The sequence below is a fragment of the Ruminococcus sp. Marseille-P328 genome (assembly GCF_964249465.1).
Lineage (GTDB): Bacteria > Bacillota > Clostridia > Lachnospirales > Lachnospiraceae > Blautia_A > Blautia_A faecis.
Genome location: NZ_CAXUBQ010000011.1, coordinates 69,356 through 86,106, shown reverse-complemented (window position 1 = coordinate 86,106; position 16,751 = coordinate 69,356). Strand labels below are relative to the sequence as shown.

Annotated in this window: 13 protein-coding genes, 1 tRNA gene and 1 pseudogene; 5 read left to right on the top strand and 10 right to left on the bottom strand. The window is 45.2% G+C overall.

Annotated features, from left to right (window positions below):
- Positions 1-8 precede the first annotated feature (8 nt).
- From smc to plsX, 3 genes are all read right to left on the bottom strand, one after another.
- A complete protein-coding gene (gene smc, locus ACESTK_RS09575; protein ID WP_195699237.1) occupies positions 9-3,569 on the bottom strand; it encodes a chromosome segregation protein SMC in 3,561 nt (1,186 codons plus the stop codon).
- Between the two features lie 18 nt (positions 3,570-3,587).
- Entirely contained in the window at positions 3,588-4,271 is a 684-nt protein-coding gene (gene rnc, locus ACESTK_RS09570; protein ID WP_118578867.1) for a ribonuclease III, read from the bottom strand.
- 79 nt (positions 4,272-4,350) lie between these two features.
- Complete coding sequence (gene plsX, locus ACESTK_RS09565) at positions 4,351-5,376, bottom strand: phosphate acyltransferase PlsX (RefSeq protein ID WP_118578869.1); 1,026 nt, start codon at positions 5,374-5,376, stop codon at positions 4,351-4,353.
- A 261-nt stretch (positions 5,377-5,637) separates the two neighbouring features.
- Here plsX and ACESTK_RS09560 point away from each other — a divergent pair.
- Positions 5,638-5,734, top strand: a tRNA-Sec gene (locus ACESTK_RS09560).
- Positions 5,735-5,833: 99 nt separating this feature from the next.
- Here the strand turns inward: ACESTK_RS09560 and selB are convergent.
- From selB to ACESTK_RS09545, 3 genes are all read right to left on the bottom strand, one after another.
- Positions 5,834-7,483, bottom strand: coding sequence for a selenocysteine-specific translation elongation factor (gene selB / locus ACESTK_RS09555; RefSeq protein ID WP_373119618.1), 1,650 nt, complete (start codon positions 7,481-7,483; stop codon positions 5,834-5,836).
- A gap of 135 nt (positions 7,484-7,618) precedes the next feature.
- Positions 7,619-9,457, bottom strand: coding sequence for a glutamine--fructose-6-phosphate transaminase (isomerizing) (gene glmS / locus ACESTK_RS09550; RefSeq protein WP_173717721.1), 1,839 nt, complete (start codon positions 9,455-9,457; stop codon positions 7,619-7,621).
- A 24-nt stretch (positions 9,458-9,481) separates the two neighbouring features.
- Positions 9,482-10,864: an exopolysaccharide biosynthesis polyprenyl glycosylphosphotransferase gene (locus tag ACESTK_RS09545; RefSeq protein ID WP_173717140.1), complete on the bottom strand. Its 1,383-nt coding sequence runs from the start codon at positions 10,862-10,864 to the stop codon at positions 9,482-9,484.
- Between the two features lie 448 nt (positions 10,865-11,312).
- Between ACESTK_RS09545 and ACESTK_RS09540 the strand changes: the two genes are divergently transcribed.
- From ACESTK_RS09540 to ACESTK_RS09525, 4 genes are all read left to right on the top strand, one after another.
- Positions 11,313-12,323: an LCP family protein gene (locus tag ACESTK_RS09540; protein ID WP_187566200.1), complete on the top strand. Its 1,011-nt coding sequence runs from the start codon at positions 11,313-11,315 to the stop codon at positions 12,321-12,323.
- Positions 12,324-12,398: 75 nt separating this feature from the next.
- Entirely contained in the window at positions 12,399-13,148 is a 750-nt protein-coding gene (locus ACESTK_RS09535) for a YveK family protein (protein WP_373119616.1), read from the top strand.
- Positions 13,148-13,915, top strand: coding sequence for a CpsD/CapB family tyrosine-protein kinase (locus ACESTK_RS09530; protein WP_173771365.1), 768 nt, complete (start codon positions 13,148-13,150; stop codon positions 13,913-13,915). The genes ACESTK_RS09535 and ACESTK_RS09530 overlap by 1 nt, the downstream gene beginning before the upstream one ends.
- 123 nt (positions 13,916-14,038) lie before the next feature.
- Positions 14,039-14,632, top strand: a complete 594-nt coding sequence (locus ACESTK_RS09525; protein WP_173717137.1) for a hypothetical protein — start codon at positions 14,039-14,041, stop codon at positions 14,630-14,632.
- An 85-nt stretch (positions 14,633-14,717) separates the two neighbouring features.
- Here the strand turns inward: ACESTK_RS09525 and ACESTK_RS09520 are convergent, their stop codons facing one another.
- From ACESTK_RS09520 to ACESTK_RS09505, 4 genes and pseudogenes are all read right to left on the bottom strand, one after another.
- Positions 14,718-15,098, bottom strand: a complete 381-nt coding sequence (locus tag ACESTK_RS09520) for a hypothetical protein (RefSeq protein WP_118578885.1) — start codon at positions 15,096-15,098, stop codon at positions 14,718-14,720.
- Positions 15,099-15,261: 163 nt separating this feature from the next.
- Positions 15,262-15,531, bottom strand: a complete 270-nt coding sequence (locus tag ACESTK_RS09515) for a hypothetical protein (protein WP_330608505.1) — start codon at positions 15,529-15,531, stop codon at positions 15,262-15,264.
- Positions 15,532-15,829: 298 nt separating this feature from the next.
- Positions 15,830-16,279, bottom strand: coding sequence for a hypothetical protein (locus ACESTK_RS09510; protein ID WP_187566197.1), 450 nt, complete (start codon positions 16,277-16,279; stop codon positions 15,830-15,832).
- Positions 16,280-16,376: 97 nt separating this feature from the next.
- A pseudogene (locus tag ACESTK_RS09505) lies at positions 16,377-16,637 on the bottom strand (phosphoglucosamine mutase); the annotation flags it as partial.
- Positions 16,638-16,751: the final 114 nt, after the last annotated feature.

Here is a 16,751-nt window from a genome sequence, read left to right as displayed (position 1 = left end):
TCCTCCTTTTACTGCGTAAGCTGGTTTTCCACAAGATCAACGGAAACCAGCGTGGAGACGCCTTTCTCCTGCATGGTAATACCATAAAGTCTGTCTGCGGCATTCATAGTACCACGCCTGTGTGTTATTATAATGAATTGAGTGTTCTTCGTCAACTTCTGAAGATAGCCTGCGAAACGACCTACATTCGAATCGTCAAGTGCCGCCTCGATCTCATCAAGAAGACAGAATGGCGACGGCTTCAGATTCTGGATTGCAAACAAAAGTGCGATTGCAGTAAGTGCCTTCTCACCACCGGAAAGCTGCATCATATTCTGAAGCTTTTTGCCCGGCGGCTGGGAAATAATGCGAATTCCTGCTTCCAGAATGTCCACGTCTTCCTCAAGCTCCAGAGTGCCCTTACCGCCTCCAAACAATTCCTTGAAAGCCTTGTCAAACTCTCTCTGGATATCCTGGAATTTCTCCGTAAACTGTTTACGCATTCCCTCATCCAGTTCCTGGATAATGTTCTCCAGCTGTGCCTCTGCGGTTTTCAGATCCTCATACTGTCCGGAAAGGAAAGCATGACGTTCTGAAATCTCCTTATATTCCTCAATTGCATTTACATTAACGTTACCAAGCTTACGGATTTCATCCTTCACCTGGGCAATTTCTTTCTTCATGGCTTTCAGATCGTTCAGCTCTTCTTTTTTGTACTGAAGGGCATTGTTCGGGGTGATCTCATACTCATTCCACATATAGGAAATCTGAGATTCCCTGTGCTCTTCCAGCTTCTCGATCTGACTTTTCAGACGGTAACACTCTTTGTCCAGAAGTGAAATCCTACCGGACAGCTGATCCCGCTTCTCAAAAAATGCCTTATGGCTGGCATTTTTTTCATCCTTCACACTCTGCCAGCTCTCCATCTGAGCCTTCGCCTTGGTTTCATCCTCTTCCAAAGTCCGGATTACTGCCTCCAGGTTCTCTACAGACTGGCGCTTTCTCTCATTCTCTTCGCCGCCAAGCTCCAGCGTTTCATGAATATCTGCTTCCTCCTGGCGAAGAGCTTCCATCTCATGGGTCAGACGGCCCAGAGTCTCTGCTGCGAAGCTTTCTTTCTGCTGGGCTGTACTTGCTTCCAGACGAAGAGCCTCCAGTTTCCTGGAAACCTCCTGCTCCTCAGCCCTCCAGGTCTCTAATTCTTCCTGTTTATTCTGGATAAAAGTCTCCAGTTCTTTCTCATCCTGCTCAGAAGCCTTCAATTCTTCGGCAATCTTGCTGTGATCAGCCTCTGCCTCCTCGATCTGACGGCGGATTTCCATCTGCTCTCTCTGAATCTCTCCGTAGCCAGCCTGGATTTCCTTTGTCTTGGCTTCTACCTGGTTAATGTTCATCTTCGCCGTGTTCTGGGCAACATACTGCTGACGCAGTTTTTCCTGCAGATCTGCAATGGTGTCACGCATAACATTGCGCTTGCTTCGATTATCATTAATAGCAGTCTGCATGTCATCCATGTCTTTTCGAAGAGCCTTCACACTGGATTCCAGTTCTTCGATCTCACGGCGGCGGCCAAGAAGGTTGCTGTTATTCTTAAAAGAACCGCCTGACATAGAACCGCCCGGACTGAAGGATTCACCCTCCACAGTTACCATGCGAAGACTGTGCCGGTACTTTCGCGCAATGGCAATGGCATTGTCAATGTGATCCACCACAAGCACACGACCCAGAAGATAAGTAGCAAGTCCAACATACTCCGGACCTGTAGTTACCAGTTCACTGGCAAGCCCGATCACTCCCGGCTCCTGCAGCGCATCCCTCTGGGTAAAACCACTTCTGGTATTGATACTGTTAAGCGGAAGGAACGTAGCACGGCCGAAACGGTTTTTCTTCAGAAATTCAATCATGTGCTTGGCAGTCTGTTCATTGTCTGTGACAATGTTCTGAATACTTCCGCCAAGAGCCGTCTCAATGGCGATCTCATACTCCTTATTTACCTGGATCAGATCTGCTACAACACCCTTAATTCCCGGTACTCGGTCCTTCTGTTCCATTACACGGCGGATACTGTTTCCGTATCCGTCATAGCGCTCTGTAATATTTTTCAAAGATTCCAGCCTGGAAGCCTCACGGTGATATGCGCTCTGGCCGATTTCCATCTGGCCGTTCTGTTTCTTTAATTCATCTGTAATTTTATGTACTTCATTATCCAGGCGCTGACACTCTGCATTCATGTCCTGGATAAGTGTGGTAATTCCCTGAAACTTCTCCTTTGCCCTCTCCAGCTCACTCTGCTGCTGGGCTTCCTCTGTTTTCAAATGAAGCTGTCTCTGACTGATTCCCGCTTTACGGATATCGATCTGCTCCATCATGGTATCGAAACGCTGGGCTTTTCCTTTGGTAGTGGCACGGGTATTGAGAAGCTCGATAATCTCGTTCTTGCCATTCTCCACTGCCTGGGAGCACTCTTCGATCTGTGCCTGAATATTGGAAATCCGGTCCTCTTCTGCCTCCTGGCGCTTCCTTGCTTCCAGAAGAGCTGCATGGAGCTGGGATTTCTCCGCCTCCTGCCTCTCCAGAGACTCCTGGCGTTCCTTCAGATCCGCCTCAATGGACTGCAGACGGCTCTTGTAATGTTCTTCACTCTGCACTCCGGACAAAATCTGTTCCCGAAGTACCTTGGTCTCGCCATCCAGCTGCTGCCTGCGGATTGCCTTATTCTGCGTCTCTTCACGCAGCTGATCCATCTGGGAATTCAACTGTTCCAGTTCCTCTTCCAGACGATCATATTCCACTTTCGTCTGCTCGTAGGCCTTCTGATTCTCCTCCAGCTCCTCAGCAGCCCGGGTATTCTTGGTATCCAGCTCTTTTAATTCACGGCTGGTCTCCTCGTTTTCCAGAAGAAAACTGTTCACATCCAGTTCCCGCAAAGTGTCTCTTTTGGCAAGATAAATTCTGGCTGTCTCGGACTGGCGCTCCAAAGGGCCCAATTGTCTGGTAAGCTCACTTAAAATATCGGTAACACGCACCAGGTTCGCCTGCTCGTCCTGCAGCTTCTTAATGGTAGTTGCCTTTCTTCGCTTAAACTTTACGATTCCGGCAGCTTCGTCAAAAAGCTCACGGCGCTCTTCCGGCTTACCACTTAAGATCTTATCGATCTGTCCCTGCCCGATGATGGAATAGCCCTCTTTCCCAATACCGGTATCGTAAAACATCTCATTAATATCCTTCAGACGACAGGCACTTCCATTAATAAGATATTCACTTTCACCGGAGCGGTAAAGTCTTCGGGTAACCGTAACCTCATTAAAATCAACCGGAAGCTTGTGATCGCTGTTATCCAGAGTAATGGCAACAGAAGCAAAGCTAAGGGGCTTTCTGGTCTCCGTGCCGGAAAAAATAACGTCCTGCATGTTTCCGCCTCGAAGCTGCTTGGCACTCTGTTCTCCAAGAACCCAGCGGACCGCATCACCTACGTTGCTTTTCCCACTGCCGTTGGGACCAACGATTCCCGTAATTCCATTATGAAATTCGAAATTGATTTTCTGTGCAAAGGACTTAAACCCGTGCACTTCAATATTTTTTAAATACATGTATTCGAATCCTTGTTATTATTTTCTCATCTTCCGGATTGCCTGGTAAGCAGCTTCCTGTTCGGCAGCTTTCTTGGTATGTCCTACTCCGGTACCCATCACATGACCGCTGACAAGCACATCCACGGTAAAGCTTTTATTGTGATCCGGGCCTTCTTCTTTTATCAGATGGTACTCCACAAGATGGGTTCCCTTCTCCTGTACGATTTCCTGCAGGATGGTCTTGCTATCATAAAAGAGCTGTTTATTCTCAAGATCGTTCAGAATGAATTTCAGAACAAACTCCTTTGCGCTAGCAAAACCACCGTCCAGATAGATAGCTCCAAGCAGAGCCTCTGTTGCATCGGAAACAATAGAGTCACGGTTTCTTCCACCGGTCATATCCTCACCTTTTCCAAGGAGCAGATACTGCGGCAGTCCGAAATCTCTTGCACAATAAGCAAGACTGGGTTCGCAAACCAGGCTGGCTCTCTTCTTGGTCAATTCGCCCTCTGGAATCTGGGTGAATTTCTTATAAAGAAAATCACTGCTGATCAGCTCCAGAACTGCATCTCCAAGAAACTCCAGACGCTCGTTGCAGCCTGCCTTACCAAGCTTCTTCTCGTTGGCATAAGAACTATGTGTCAGTGCAAGGATCAGAAGGTTTCTGTTCCTGAACTCATAACCGATCCGGTTCTCCAATGCTTTTAACTTTTTTTCCATGATAAACTTCCTTCCCTCTGACTAGCTGGCAGACCCCCGGCAGGTCTTTGCCGAAGAGTCTGCTGCAATGCATGGATGATCATGCTTTTTCTGGTGTCTCTTCCACCATATGGGCAGCGATTTTCTCATTGATCTTCTGCTGTCTGAACTGAACACACTGAAAAATAGCGTGACGAATCTCAACCGCCCTGGCACTGCCGTGTGTCTTCACAACCAGTCCCTTAAGACCCAGAAGAGGGGCTCCGCCGTACTCACTTGCATCAAATGCCTTCATAGTTTCTTTGACGGCCGGTTTCACCAGAAGAGCTCCAACCTTGCTGCGGGTGTCTTTCATAAGGCCGGTTTTAAGCATCTTCATAAAGGTACTTCCAAGTCCTTCATAAAGCTTCAGGATCACGTTCCCGACAAAAGCCTCGCAGACAATCACATCTGCATAACCAGCTGGAATATCCCTTGCTTCAATACTTCCAATAAAATTGATCCCCGGGCATTCCTTCAAAAGAGGGAACGTCTCTTTCACAAGGGCATTTCCCTTCTCCTCCTCTGCACCAATGTTTACAATGGCTACACGAGGGTTCTTGATTCCAACCACGTCTTCCATATAGATGGAACCCATCTTCGCAAACTGTACCAGATGCTCTGGTCTGGCATCTACGTTCGCACCGCAGTCAATAAGAAGTGACACACCATTCTGGGTAGGAATCAAGGGTGCCAGCGGCGGACGCTGTACTCCTTTGCTTCTTCCTACGATCACCTGACCACCTACTAAAATAGCGCCTGAGCTTCCAGAGGAAACAAATGCTTCTGCTTCCTGCTTCTTCACAAGATTCAGTCCTACCACAATGGAAGAATCTTTCTTCTTACGGATTGCCAGAACCGGAGGCTCTGCTGTCTCGATCACCTCTGTGGTATTCACGATCTGGATTCTTTCCTTGGGGTAATTCTGAAATTTACTCAGCTCTTTCTCAATTACATCCTGCCTGCCGGTAAGGATCACATCAATGTCTTCCCTCTCGGCAACAGCCTCTACAGCTGCTTTCACTGGTTCTGCCGGAGCGTTGTCTCCGCCCATGGCATCTACTACAACTCTAACTGTCTCTGCCATATTTTTCTCCTCTTCGGATATTCTTCAATACTGTAATCTGGTAATGTGAAAACATCCATTATAAACGGGATACGCAAAACACAGCCCTGTTCAACAGCTCCGCCATACCAGAGCATGTTTGAAAAAGGCTACAAGGTACACTATCCCGAATAATACTATTCTACTTTATCTGCCCCCTCTTAGTCAATAGGGAATCAAAGAAAGGTTTCGGACCCAAAGACTGTGGTTGACGAAGCTTCCAATCTCCGCTATACTCTCACTGGGAGCAGATAGGTGCCGGTGTGCCTCCTGGTCTTCAAAACCAGTGTGGGGCGCTAATCCCGTCCCGGATGGGTTCGATTCCCATATGTTCCCGCCAAAAAAGCATACCCAGCTTTCCATTCTTACTCTTCTCATGGAGACTACGTTTTCGAAATAACCATACCACTCACTTGTCTGTGAATCCGATTGCGCAGGTCTAAAAGCCTCGACGCAGCCGATCTGTCTGCTGCAAGTTTCGTTTTAATACTCTTCCTCCATTTTCCATAACTGTAATCCGCTCTCTGTCAAACCCCTCCAGCAGTATGATCGCACATTTACGGGATATTCCCAGACGGTCACGAAATTCTCCAGTCTGGATCATACCCTTTTCTTCATATAACAGATACGCCATATCCAGAGCTTTCTGCCGTATTTCCCAGTGCATATAATGCTTCTCGTCAAACCGTACAAGAACACCGTCCCGCACCATGGCAAAGAACACTTCTGAAAAATCCCGCTCACCGGAAAATACTTTCTTCACTTCATCTGTCAGCGGAGGCTTAAAGCCCGATTTCAGATATAATTCCTGCAGCTGCAAAAAGACAGAATTTCCACATATTTCTTCTGTTATTTTTCCTGAAGCATGTGCTTTTTTTCTTTCCTTTCCGGTACATGCGCAATGAACAACAGCATCTGCATTCTGTCTTTTTTTCCTTTTTACCCCATTGGGATTCAGCACAACTCCACCGCCGATGGTTTCTACTGGCGAATAAAATCTTATAACAAAATGATCCCCTGCTTTCATTGCCGTCATCTGCTCCATCCGAAGCTGGACTACGGCCTCTTCACCGGGCTTCAGCACTTCTCTGTCAAACAGAATTATTTTACACACCAGTTCTGCTGCCCCATGATAAAGATGAACACGGGTACCGCTTTTTAAAGTACGCTGTCCTGACTTCAACAGCTGCAGCCGTACATCTGCTATCATGGTACCTTCCATACTTCCTGCTGTTGCCAGGATTTCTCCCCGGGAGATCTGCTCTTTTCCAATTCCCGGAAGGTTCACTGCCACCCGCTGTCCCGGAACAGTTTCGGATACTTCCTGACCATGCACCTGAATCCCTCGAATTTTTACCCTTTCAGCTCTGGGATAAAGCATGGCGTCATAATTCAAGCCTAAACTGCCATCAAGCAGCGTCCCGGTCACTACAGTTCCAAAACCCTTTAGAGAAAATACACGATCTATGGGCAGGCGAAACGCAGATGCTTTTGTCCCCATTCTGCCTGTGCAGCTGTCACCTTCTTTTTGGGAAGGCTTCTGATTTCCCGTGTTTTTTCCGGCTGTGCACAGTTTCCACAACACCCTGCGCAGTTCCTCAATCCCACGCCCATCCACAGCACTGGTCACTACCACATCCGCATTTTCCAGAAACGTTCCCTCTGCAAATTCCCTGATTTCCTGGTCAAGTCCCTTTTTCCATTCCAGGTCACCTTTGGTGAGCACAAGCACACCCTTTCGAATACCAAGCAGGGAAAGTATTGCCAGATGTTCCCTGGTCTGAGGCATAACTCCCTCATCTACTGCGATCACTACCATGGCAATATCAATTCCGCCAGCTCCAGCCAGCATATTCTTTATAAACCTTTCATGGCCTGGCACATCAATAATCCCGGCTTCCCTGCCATCCGGAAATTTCAGAAACGCAAAACCATTTTCAATTGTAATCCCCCGCCTTTTTTCCTCTGCCAGGCGATCCGTATCCGTGCCTGTCAGCGCCTTGACCAGCCAGGTTTTACCATGATCAATATGTCCGGCAGTACCTATGATCCTGTACCTTTTTTCTTCCATATCTTTTTCATGCCCCATTTTGTTCGAACAATCCCACTATTTCGTTTCCAAATAAACAGCGCGAAGAAGCCACTTCTCCGCGCCATGTTTACGTTTATAACAATATTGTCTTTTTTCTGTTGTTTAGAAATATAATTCAGTAATTTAATAACATTATTCTACAGTAACAGATTTCGCCAGGTTTCTCGGCTTGTCCACATCCAGGCCCTTCGCTACGCTGACATAATATCCCATCAGCTGCAGCGGAACAATTGCAAGGCTGGTTGTGAAATACTTCTCCGTCTTGGGAACATATACGGAGAAATCAGCGGTATCCTCAATACTGTAATTGCCATAGCTGGTCAGTCCCATCAGATAAGCACCACGGCTCTTTACCTCAACCATATTGCTCAGTGTCTTCTCAAAAAGATCCTTCTGGGTCATCACACCGATCACCAGAGTACCATCCTCTACAAGGCTGATCGTTCCGTGCTTCAGCTCACCTGCTGCGTAAGCCTCAGAATGAATATAACTGATTTCCTTCATCTTCAGGCTTCCTTCCATGCTGATAGCATAGTCAATTCCTCGTCCGATGAAGAAAATATCATGGGCATTTGCATACTTGCTTGCAAACCACTGGATACGCTCCTTATCATCCAGAACACGGCTGATCTTGTCCGGCAGGGTCTCCATCTCAGCAAGCAGACGGGTCACTTTTCCCTCCTCAAGCTTTCCCTGGACAAAAGCGCTCTGGATAGCCAGCAGATACATAGCGATCAGCTGGGTGCTGTAAGCCTTGGTGGTGGCAACAGAAATCTCAGGTCCTGCATAAGTATATAACGTATAATCGCTCTCTCTTGCAATGCTGGAGCCTACAACATTGACTACACTAAGTACCGGAACATTTCTATCCTTGGCAAGACGAAGGGCAGCCAGGCTGTCTGCGGTCTCTCCGGACTGGGAAATAATAACCACCATGGAATCCTCCACAAGGATCGGATCACGGTAACGGAACTCAGAAGCCACATCCACCTCAACCGGGATCTTCGCCATGGATTCGATCACATATTTGCCAACCATACCAACATGGTAAGCAGAACCGCAGGCGATGATATAGATTCTCTTAAGAGAAGCCAGCTTCTCATCTGTAAGCCCTGTCTCAGAAAAATCAATGTGTCCCTCTTTTACATAAGCGCCAATGGTGTCCTGAACAGCCTTCGGCTGCTCATGGATCTCTTTCAGCATAAAGTGCTCATAGCCGCCCTTCTCAGCAGCAGCTGCATCCCACTGGATCTCCACAACGTCTTTCTCAATCTCTTCACGGTCGATATTGTAGAAATGGATCTCATCACGGGAAAGCTCCGCAATTTCAAGATTGCCGATATAATAAACTCTTCTGGTCTGATCCAGGATCGCAGGAACATCAGAAGCGATAAGGCTTCCGTTCTCGCTCTTTCCAATGATCAGCGGACTGTCCTTGCGGGCTGCAAACAGTTTGCCCGGATAGTCCTTGAAAATAACACCAAATGCATAAGAACCGCGGATACGGAGCATTGCTCTGGAGATTGCTTCCAACGGGGTTCCGGTTTTCTTATAGTAGTAATCTACCAGCTTCACAGCCACTTCTGTATCTGTCTGTGAATAGAACGTATAACCGGAACGAAGAAGCTTCGCCTTCAGCTCCTGATAATTCTCGATAATTCCATTATGAACAAGTACTACGGACTTATCATCTGTACAATGAGGATGGGCATTTGTCTCAGAAGGCTCTCCATGAGTCGCCCAGCGGGTATGACCGATACCGCAGGTACCAGGTACGGCTGAACCGCCGTCTGTCTTCTCGATCAAAGTTTTCAGACGCCCTTTCGCCTTTACGATTGCGATCTTATCAGTTGCCTCGTTTCGAACTGCGATACCTGCTGAATCATAGCCTCTGTATTCCAGCTTGGAAAGGCCTGTCAGCAAAATCGGTGCCGCCTGTTCATCTCCTACATAACCAACAATTCCACACATAAAATTTCCTCCTCAGTCTCAGTCTTAATCATTCTCCTCGTTTTTCTCCTGGCCAGCTGTCTTCTGCCATGCCTCAACCCCTTCTGTATTTTCCTTCTGGAAAAGGATTTTGAAGGTAAGCATCAAAAGCTTCAGATCCAGCTTCAGAGAATAGGTCTCAATATAGGTGAGATCCAGTTTCAGCTTATCATAAGGTGTCGTGTTGTATTTACCATAAACCTGGGCATAACCGGTAAGTCCGGCCTTCACTTTCAGGCGGTAATCAAATTCAGGGATCCTCTCGCTATACAGTGCAGCAATTTCCGGCCGCTCCGGTCTTGGGCCTACCAGAGACATATCACCTTTCAGGATATTAAAAATCTGTGGCAGCTCATCGAAATGGATCCGGCGGATAAGCTTCCCGACCGGTGTGATCCTGTCATCCTCTTTCTTCGCCAGCTGGGCACCCTTCACTTCAGAGTCCATTTTCATGCTTCTGAATTTCAGGATCATAAAGATCTGCTTATCCTTCGTAAGACGCGGCTGCTTATAAAAAACAGGACCGCCATCATAAAGCTTAATAGCAAGTGCGATCAGAATCATAAACGGAGATGCGATCACCAGCCCTGCCAGGGAAAATATAATATCCACAATTCTTTTGAAAAACAGCTGCTCTGCTGTCAGACGCAGGTTTCTGGAAAGAAGAAGCGTGGTATCAAATAAATGAATATCGTCTGCATTCCGGAGCATAATATCAGAAAGCTTCGGAATAGAATAACAGCGGATATCCTTCTCAAAGCAGTATTTCAGAAGAAGATTTCGTTCGTGGGACGGGATATCCCCGATCACAACTGCTTTATATCCGTTGATCTTCTCCTTGATCACGTCAAGGCCAAGGGAAAGGGATGCCATCTCTTTAATGGCATATTTATCCTCTCTGGTCTCAAACTTATTCCTTAAATCTCCCGGATTACGTCCGCCATAAATCATCAGCATCTGTCTGGGCGGATACAGTCTGGTGTACACATAACGCATACCAACCACCCATATGACAACGATCACCAGGTCAATCCCCGTCATAGCCAGCATAGGTGTCAGATGCTCTCCCAGACGCCAGCGGCCGATCAGGCACAACTGTAAATAGGTAATAAAATTCACGCAGCACACAGACAGGATCTGGGAATAGATTACTTCAAATACCCGCAGATAACCCACCTTAAAACCACCGTAAATTTTATAAAAGAAGTATATCATCAGCACATACAGGCCAATGACTACCTGATTGCCTCTGTCAAAGCGTCTGCCGATGACCTCCTTGTGGGCATAAAATTTATACCAGATATAGGCGAAAAGCAATGTTTCAATAGCTATGATCACCGCAGACGCCAAAAACATGATCAGTCTCTTATATCGTTCGCGATTTTCCATTTTTTCCTCCAGTAAATTTCCTCTGAAATCTATACGTTGTATAAGTATAGCACAAAAAATCCCAGAGGAAAACGATTTTTTTCGTCACCTTATTTTGCCAAAAAATGACAGAGCGGGTTGATATCCAAATCAAACCGTGATAAAATCAGTACATATTGTAGTAAAGCAATATAATATTTATACAATATGATATTTTATAATGTGAAGTAAATAACAGATTCTAAGTTTTGTCAATATGTAATTTTCAGAGTGACGGTTTACAGGTACTGTTCCGTTACTGTTCACAGGGAATGTTCCGCGAGGTGTTTTTTGTGAGCAAGGCTCACAGAAAGCCCGAGAATTGCGGCGCGAAATCATGCAAAAGCATGATTTCTGTGCATCGCGGAGCGTGTTGCTGTGAACGGAGTGAACAGCTGCGAAGTATACCTCGGTCTGCAGAAAGGAATCAATGCGTCATAATCAAATTTCCAGACAGAATAAAAATAAAAAAATAAAATATCTCGCCATAGGACTTGCCGCTGGCGTTCTTGGCATAGGCTCAGCTGCAGGTGTTCTCACTTCTGCCAACAGCCATGCTGTGAACCGGAGTGCATCCTCTTCCACACAGGATACTGACCAGATCACTTATAAAGGTGTTACCTATGTTCCGAAAGGGAATCTTGAGACTTACCTTTTCGCCGGAATTGATTCTCCGGATAAGGTAACCGAGATCAAGGAATACGACGGTACCGGTCAGTGCGACGTGCTGCTTGTGCTTGTCCGCGACAGAAGCACAGACACCTGCAAGTTTCTCACCATCGACCGGAACACCATGACTCCGGTGAAAAGCCTTGCAGATGACGGTTCTTACATAGATACCACAGAATGCCAGATTTCCCTGGCACACGCCATGAGCCTGGATCATGAGACCCGTGCAGAGAATACTGTGGATGCAGTTTCCACGCTCCTTGGAGGTCACAAGATCGATGGCTTTGCAATGGTAAACATGAGCGCCATCGAAGTGGTAAATGATATGGTTGGCGGTGTCACCGTCACCATCGAGGATGATTTCCCGGACAGTGACACACTGATCAAGGGACAGACCGTTACCTTGCACGGTAAAGACGCTGAACGCTTCATCCGTGAGCGCAAGACCGTTGCCGACGGACTGAACGAGAACCGAATGAGCCGTCAGGCCCAGTACGAGGAAGCTTTCAAGCCTGTTTTCCAGGCGAAATGCAGTGAAGATAAGACGTTCCCGCTGGATCTTTATCATGCACTTGAGGACTACATGACTACCAACATCAGTGCCAAGAAGTTTTCCCGTCTTGCCCTTCTTCTTTCCGATGAGAAAGAGGAGGAGAAAGTATCTATAGAAGGAACTGCCGACTTCGACGAGGATGGCTGGCAGACTTTCACTCCTGATCCGGACAGCCTTCAGGAAGCGATCCTTTCGCTTTTTTATAAGGAAAAGAAATAATTTTCCTGTTAGAAAATAAATCGTAGCTAGGAAGATACTGAACAGCTACAATAAACAAAATTAAGGAGACCCGACATGAACGAAGAACTCACAAACGACGAGGTGGAAATCGACCTTGTGGATCTAGGCTACGTCTTGTTAGACAAATGGCGTTATCTGCTGATCAGTCTTATTGCAGGCGCTGTACTTCTGGGTGCGTATTCCTTTTTCTTTATCGCACCTACCTATGAATCCACAACCAAGCTTTACGTAGTATCTGCCTCAGACGATTCTGTAGTCAATTTAAGTGACCTGAATCTTGGTACTTCCCTGACTGCAGATTATGAACAGCTGATGCTCAGCTATCCGGTACTGAACCGTGTCATTGACCGTCTGAATCTGGATGCCACATCCGATGAACTGGCTAAAGCTTTTTCACTGAATAACCCAAGCGATACCCGTATTCTGGAGATCACCGCTACTTCTACCGATCCGCAGATGGCTATGGATCTGGCTGAAACTATGGCTGAGGAAGCCATTGATTATCTCCCGGATACCATGAGCACACTTGCTCCGAATCTGGCACAGCATGCCAAGCTTCCTGAGAGTAAAGTAGCTCCAAGCTATACCAAATTCACCATGATCGGTGCTCTGCTTGGACTTCTCATCTGTGCAGCATTCTTTATTGTAAAATATCTGATGGATGACACCATCCATACTGCAGATGATATGGAAAAATATTTTGGGCTGGTACCTCTTACCACAATCCCTGACAGCGATCAGGTAATCGATCTGGATGAGGAGCAGCACCGCAGACGCGGCAGAAAGAGAGGTCGTAAGAAATAATGAACCAGCTTAATGTAAACCTTCCGGAGCTGCCCTATGCAGTTTCCGAAGCGATGAACCGACTTCGTATTAATATTAAATTCTGCGGTAAAAATACCCGCAAGATCCTTTTGACCAGCTGCCAGCCTAATGAAGGTAAGAGTACCATTTCCTCCTACCTGTGGAAAATGCTTGCAGAAGCAGGATTTCCCACTGTTCTGGTAGACGTTGACCTTCGTAAATCCGTTATGAAAACACGTTTTCAGATGGACTATGACGATGACACTACTATGGGACTGAACCATTATCTTTCCGGTATGGCAGAATATGAAGACGTTGTATATAGTACCAATATTCCAAACGGCTATATGGTTCCGTGTACACAGCTCCTTGAGAATCCTTCCGCTCTTCTGGAAGACGTTCGTTTCAAAGAGCTTCTGAATACTCTTTCAGAGAATTATCGTTTTGTTATTATAGATTCCCCGCCGCTTGGCAGTGTAGCAGATGGAGCACTTATCGCTTCTCTGTGCGACGGCGCAGTTCTGGTTGTACGTGCCGGTACTACACCGCGTACTCTGATCAAGCAGTCTCTTTATGAGATCCAGCAGTCTGGCTGCAAGCTCCTGGGTACAGTCCTGAACCGTGCCGATGTAAAGGGACGTGCTTATGGCAAGTATGGCTATGGAAAATACGGTTATGGTTATGGATACGGCTATGGTTATGAGCCTAAGGATAAGAAAAACAGCTCTGACTCCGCTGCCACAGATAAGAATTCTACCGGAAAATAACCGTTTGTACTATTTTTACCGGCTGTGAACTTTATTCACAGCAATCCAACTTCCGGATAAACGGGTCTGCGTGGGGAGACCGTTTATTAAATACATTAAATTAAGAAATAGAGGGTGTTACCAATGAAATCATTCAAAAAAGTAGCTGTAACCATCCTGGCTGCAGTAATGATGCTTCTCATCAGCACTACTGTTTTTGCAGCAGATTCACCTGTAAAAACATCTTTCAATGCTTCTCTTACCAAGAAAACTGTAACTTACACTGGTAAGAAACAGCAGCCAAAGGTTGTAGTTAAGAATGAAGCTGGAAAAACAATCAAGGCTAAATACTACACAGTAAAAGTTAAAACATGTAAGAATGCCGGAACATACAAAGTTACCATCATCGGTAAAGGAAAATATGCCGGATATACACAGACTCTTACTTACAAGATCAAAGCTAAAACTCAGAAGGTTACCTTAAAGTCTACTGACAAGTATACTGTAAAGGCTTCTGCAGTTAAGAAGAGCAGCAAGACTCTTAAGAAAGCTATCAAAGTAACTAAGAAAACTGGTAAAATTTCTTACACAACAAACAACTCCAAGATCAAAGTTAACAAAAACGGTAAGATCGTAGTTGCTAAGGGAACCAAGAAAGGTACCTATCAGGTAAAAGTTACTGTTAAAGCTAAAAACTACAAGACAGTAAACAAATATATCACCGTTACAGTTAAATAATCCTGGTGTATAATAAAAAACAGCTCTCTGACCACGCAGGGAGCTGTTTTTTCATTGTTACTGATTTTCGCCTCACATATTATCCTCAGCTCAGGCGGCTGACCTTCTGACGATACTCTTCCAGGTCGCCTTCATCAATATAACCGATACTTAACAAATATAAATTAAGCGCTTTTGTAAAATCCACCGTAGCTTCGGCGCCGTTTAAAGCAAAATCCAGATCTATAATCTTCTTCTCCTCTTCCTCCGTGCAGTCTACAATCTGAAATTGAACAGAGCATTGCTCTATGTCATAATTCATCGCAAGCAATATTTCCTTATCATCCTTGCAAACAGACAATTCAATTTCACGTTCCACCACCTGTTTCAAATCCAGTCCATAATTCAATATACCGCTATTTTTTACATATTTGATATCATCGGCCTGTAAAATCAGCTGAAGTACGTCCTGTATTGTTTCCTTCATTTTCTCTCACATCTTTCCTTTATTTTCGCAGCTGTTTGCTGCTTCAAATTTCTATGCTCATAATAGCACGGAAACAGGAGCTTCACAAGTTTTATCTGTCTGTTTTTATCTAAAAATTTCGAGATTTTTTTCTGACGCAGCACTATAGATCTTCATACCAGAACTATACAGTGGATGATTGTATAAAAGAGCGAATGATCGCATTGTCACTGGTATTTTTCCAATAGCTGATAGGGGTTGCCTTTGGATCACGCTGCAATTCCAGCAGATAATTCATCACATCCCAGGGGCAATATACATCAAAATCACCAAAATGGTAGCCATCATACCATGCTTTAATATCAACAGCCCGTTCCACCAAATCAGCATCCTTTGGTAAGTCGCTGCTCATGCTCTGCGCCAATCTGGATTCCTTCAGATTTTCCAGCAGCACGTCCCTCCTCTAATATATCTAATACTACCTCTTCAAATTTAAGAAAGAAAACATATTTAATACCTTGCTTCCAGTTTGCAAGTTTAAGTTCTGATTTAGCTAATCGCTTGCAAAAGTAAATTCTGGCAAATCAAAATATCATGATTTTTATGGAAGTTAGTTTTGCAAAGTTCTTCAAAACTGGAATTTACTATTAGAAACAAGTTGTTTTATGCTTCATGATATTCTCCTTGGATAACGCCATCCGGATTCTATTGCTGACCCACAACTATAACTAGATATCAAGAGGTTTGCAACACTAACTTCTATCATTTAGTGTCTTTTCCTGTTCCTCTCTCCATTCACTCTGAAAATATCTATCATACTGTTTCGGTGCTACTTCAGGTAATTGTCCCAGAACAGCAAAAAGAAATTCATTAGCGTATAAAATTGCCTGCTCTCTAGGAATATCATATTTGTTCATCAATCTTATAATTGAATCAAGCAAACTTTTTTTAAGAGTATAGCCAGAATCTCCTTTCATCTCATTTGCCAATTTAGTCATATTTTCTTTAGAAAAAACTAACGCCAAATCTTCAAATAATTGCTCTGCTTGTGGTTCAAAATCAATAAAAAACTCCCCAGTTTCAACAAACAATTTCTTTATGTCATAACCGGCTTTAATTTTACCAGCCAAATGTTCTCCTGCCGCCAATATAATTTCAGTGCGACCTGCAGATACTACTTCTTTAAGTAAAGCTTCTACCATATACCTTCTCCCCTATCTCTCCTAATTATTTTTACTATTCTGTCTCATCCGAATTTCCTAACTTTATATCTTATAGCTCGAATCCATCACTTTCCGTTTCCACCATAACGTGTACCACCGACTCTGTTCCGGACTCGCGGACCAGGATCCTGCCGATATCTCCCAGCTCTTCTGTAACCTTCTTCACCGCTGCCTGCACGTCCACATCGTCCTGTGCGGCCTTCTTATCGGTTACTCTCACATTGGTAAGCACCTGCGGATACACCGTAAACCCTTATGCCAGTTCACTAAGCTTCTTTCTCGTTATTATAACTTCCATGATTTTCAAGCTAGTCAGGATTCTATTGCCTGTGCATGCATTGGAAATGTCATCTCGTTCGCTTTGGTAGCCAAAAAATACTTGTAATAGAAATAATTACAGTTATAAGAACCTCCCATTTTTCTACAAATTCTCTCATAATAATACCATTAG

Excerpts from the sequence above, each read along its gene's own strand:
- smc (WP_195699237.1), bottom strand. The coding sequence starts at position 3,569 with ATGTATTTAAAAAATATTGAAGTGCACGGGTTTAAGTCCTTTGCACAG.
- rnc (WP_118578867.1), bottom strand. The coding sequence starts at position 4,271 with ATGGAAAAAAAGTTAAAAGCATTGGAGAACCGGATCGGTTATGAGTTC.
- plsX (WP_118578869.1), bottom strand. The coding sequence starts at position 5,376 with ATGGCAGAGACAGTTAGAGTTGTAGTAGATGCCATGGGCGGAGACAAC.
- selB (WP_373119618.1), bottom strand. The coding sequence starts at position 7,483 with ATGGGGCATGAAAAAGATATGGAAGAAAAAAGGTACAGGATCATAGGT.
- glmS (WP_173717721.1), bottom strand. The coding sequence starts at position 9,457 with ATGTGTGGAATTGTTGGTTATGTAGGAGATGAACAGGCGGCACCGATT.
- ACESTK_RS09545 (WP_173717140.1), bottom strand. The coding sequence starts at position 10,864 with ATGGAAAATCGCGAACGATATAAGAGACTGATCATGTTTTTGGCGTCT.
- ACESTK_RS09540 (WP_187566200.1), top strand. The coding sequence starts at position 11,313 with ATGCGTCATAATCAAATTTCCAGACAGAATAAAAATAAAAAAATAAAA.
- ACESTK_RS09535 (WP_373119616.1), top strand. The coding sequence starts at position 12,399 with ATGAACGAAGAACTCACAAACGACGAGGTGGAAATCGACCTTGTGGAT.
- ACESTK_RS09530 (WP_173771365.1), top strand. The coding sequence starts at position 13,148 with ATGAACCAGCTTAATGTAAACCTTCCGGAGCTGCCCTATGCAGTTTCC.
- ACESTK_RS09525 (WP_173717137.1), top strand. The coding sequence starts at position 14,039 with ATGAAATCATTCAAAAAAGTAGCTGTAACCATCCTGGCTGCAGTAATG.
- ACESTK_RS09520 (WP_118578885.1), bottom strand. The coding sequence starts at position 15,098 with ATGAAGGAAACAATACAGGACGTACTTCAGCTGATTTTACAGGCCGAT.
- ACESTK_RS09510 (WP_187566197.1), bottom strand. The coding sequence starts at position 16,279 with ATGGTAGAAGCTTTACTTAAAGAAGTAGTATCTGCAGGTCGCACTGAA.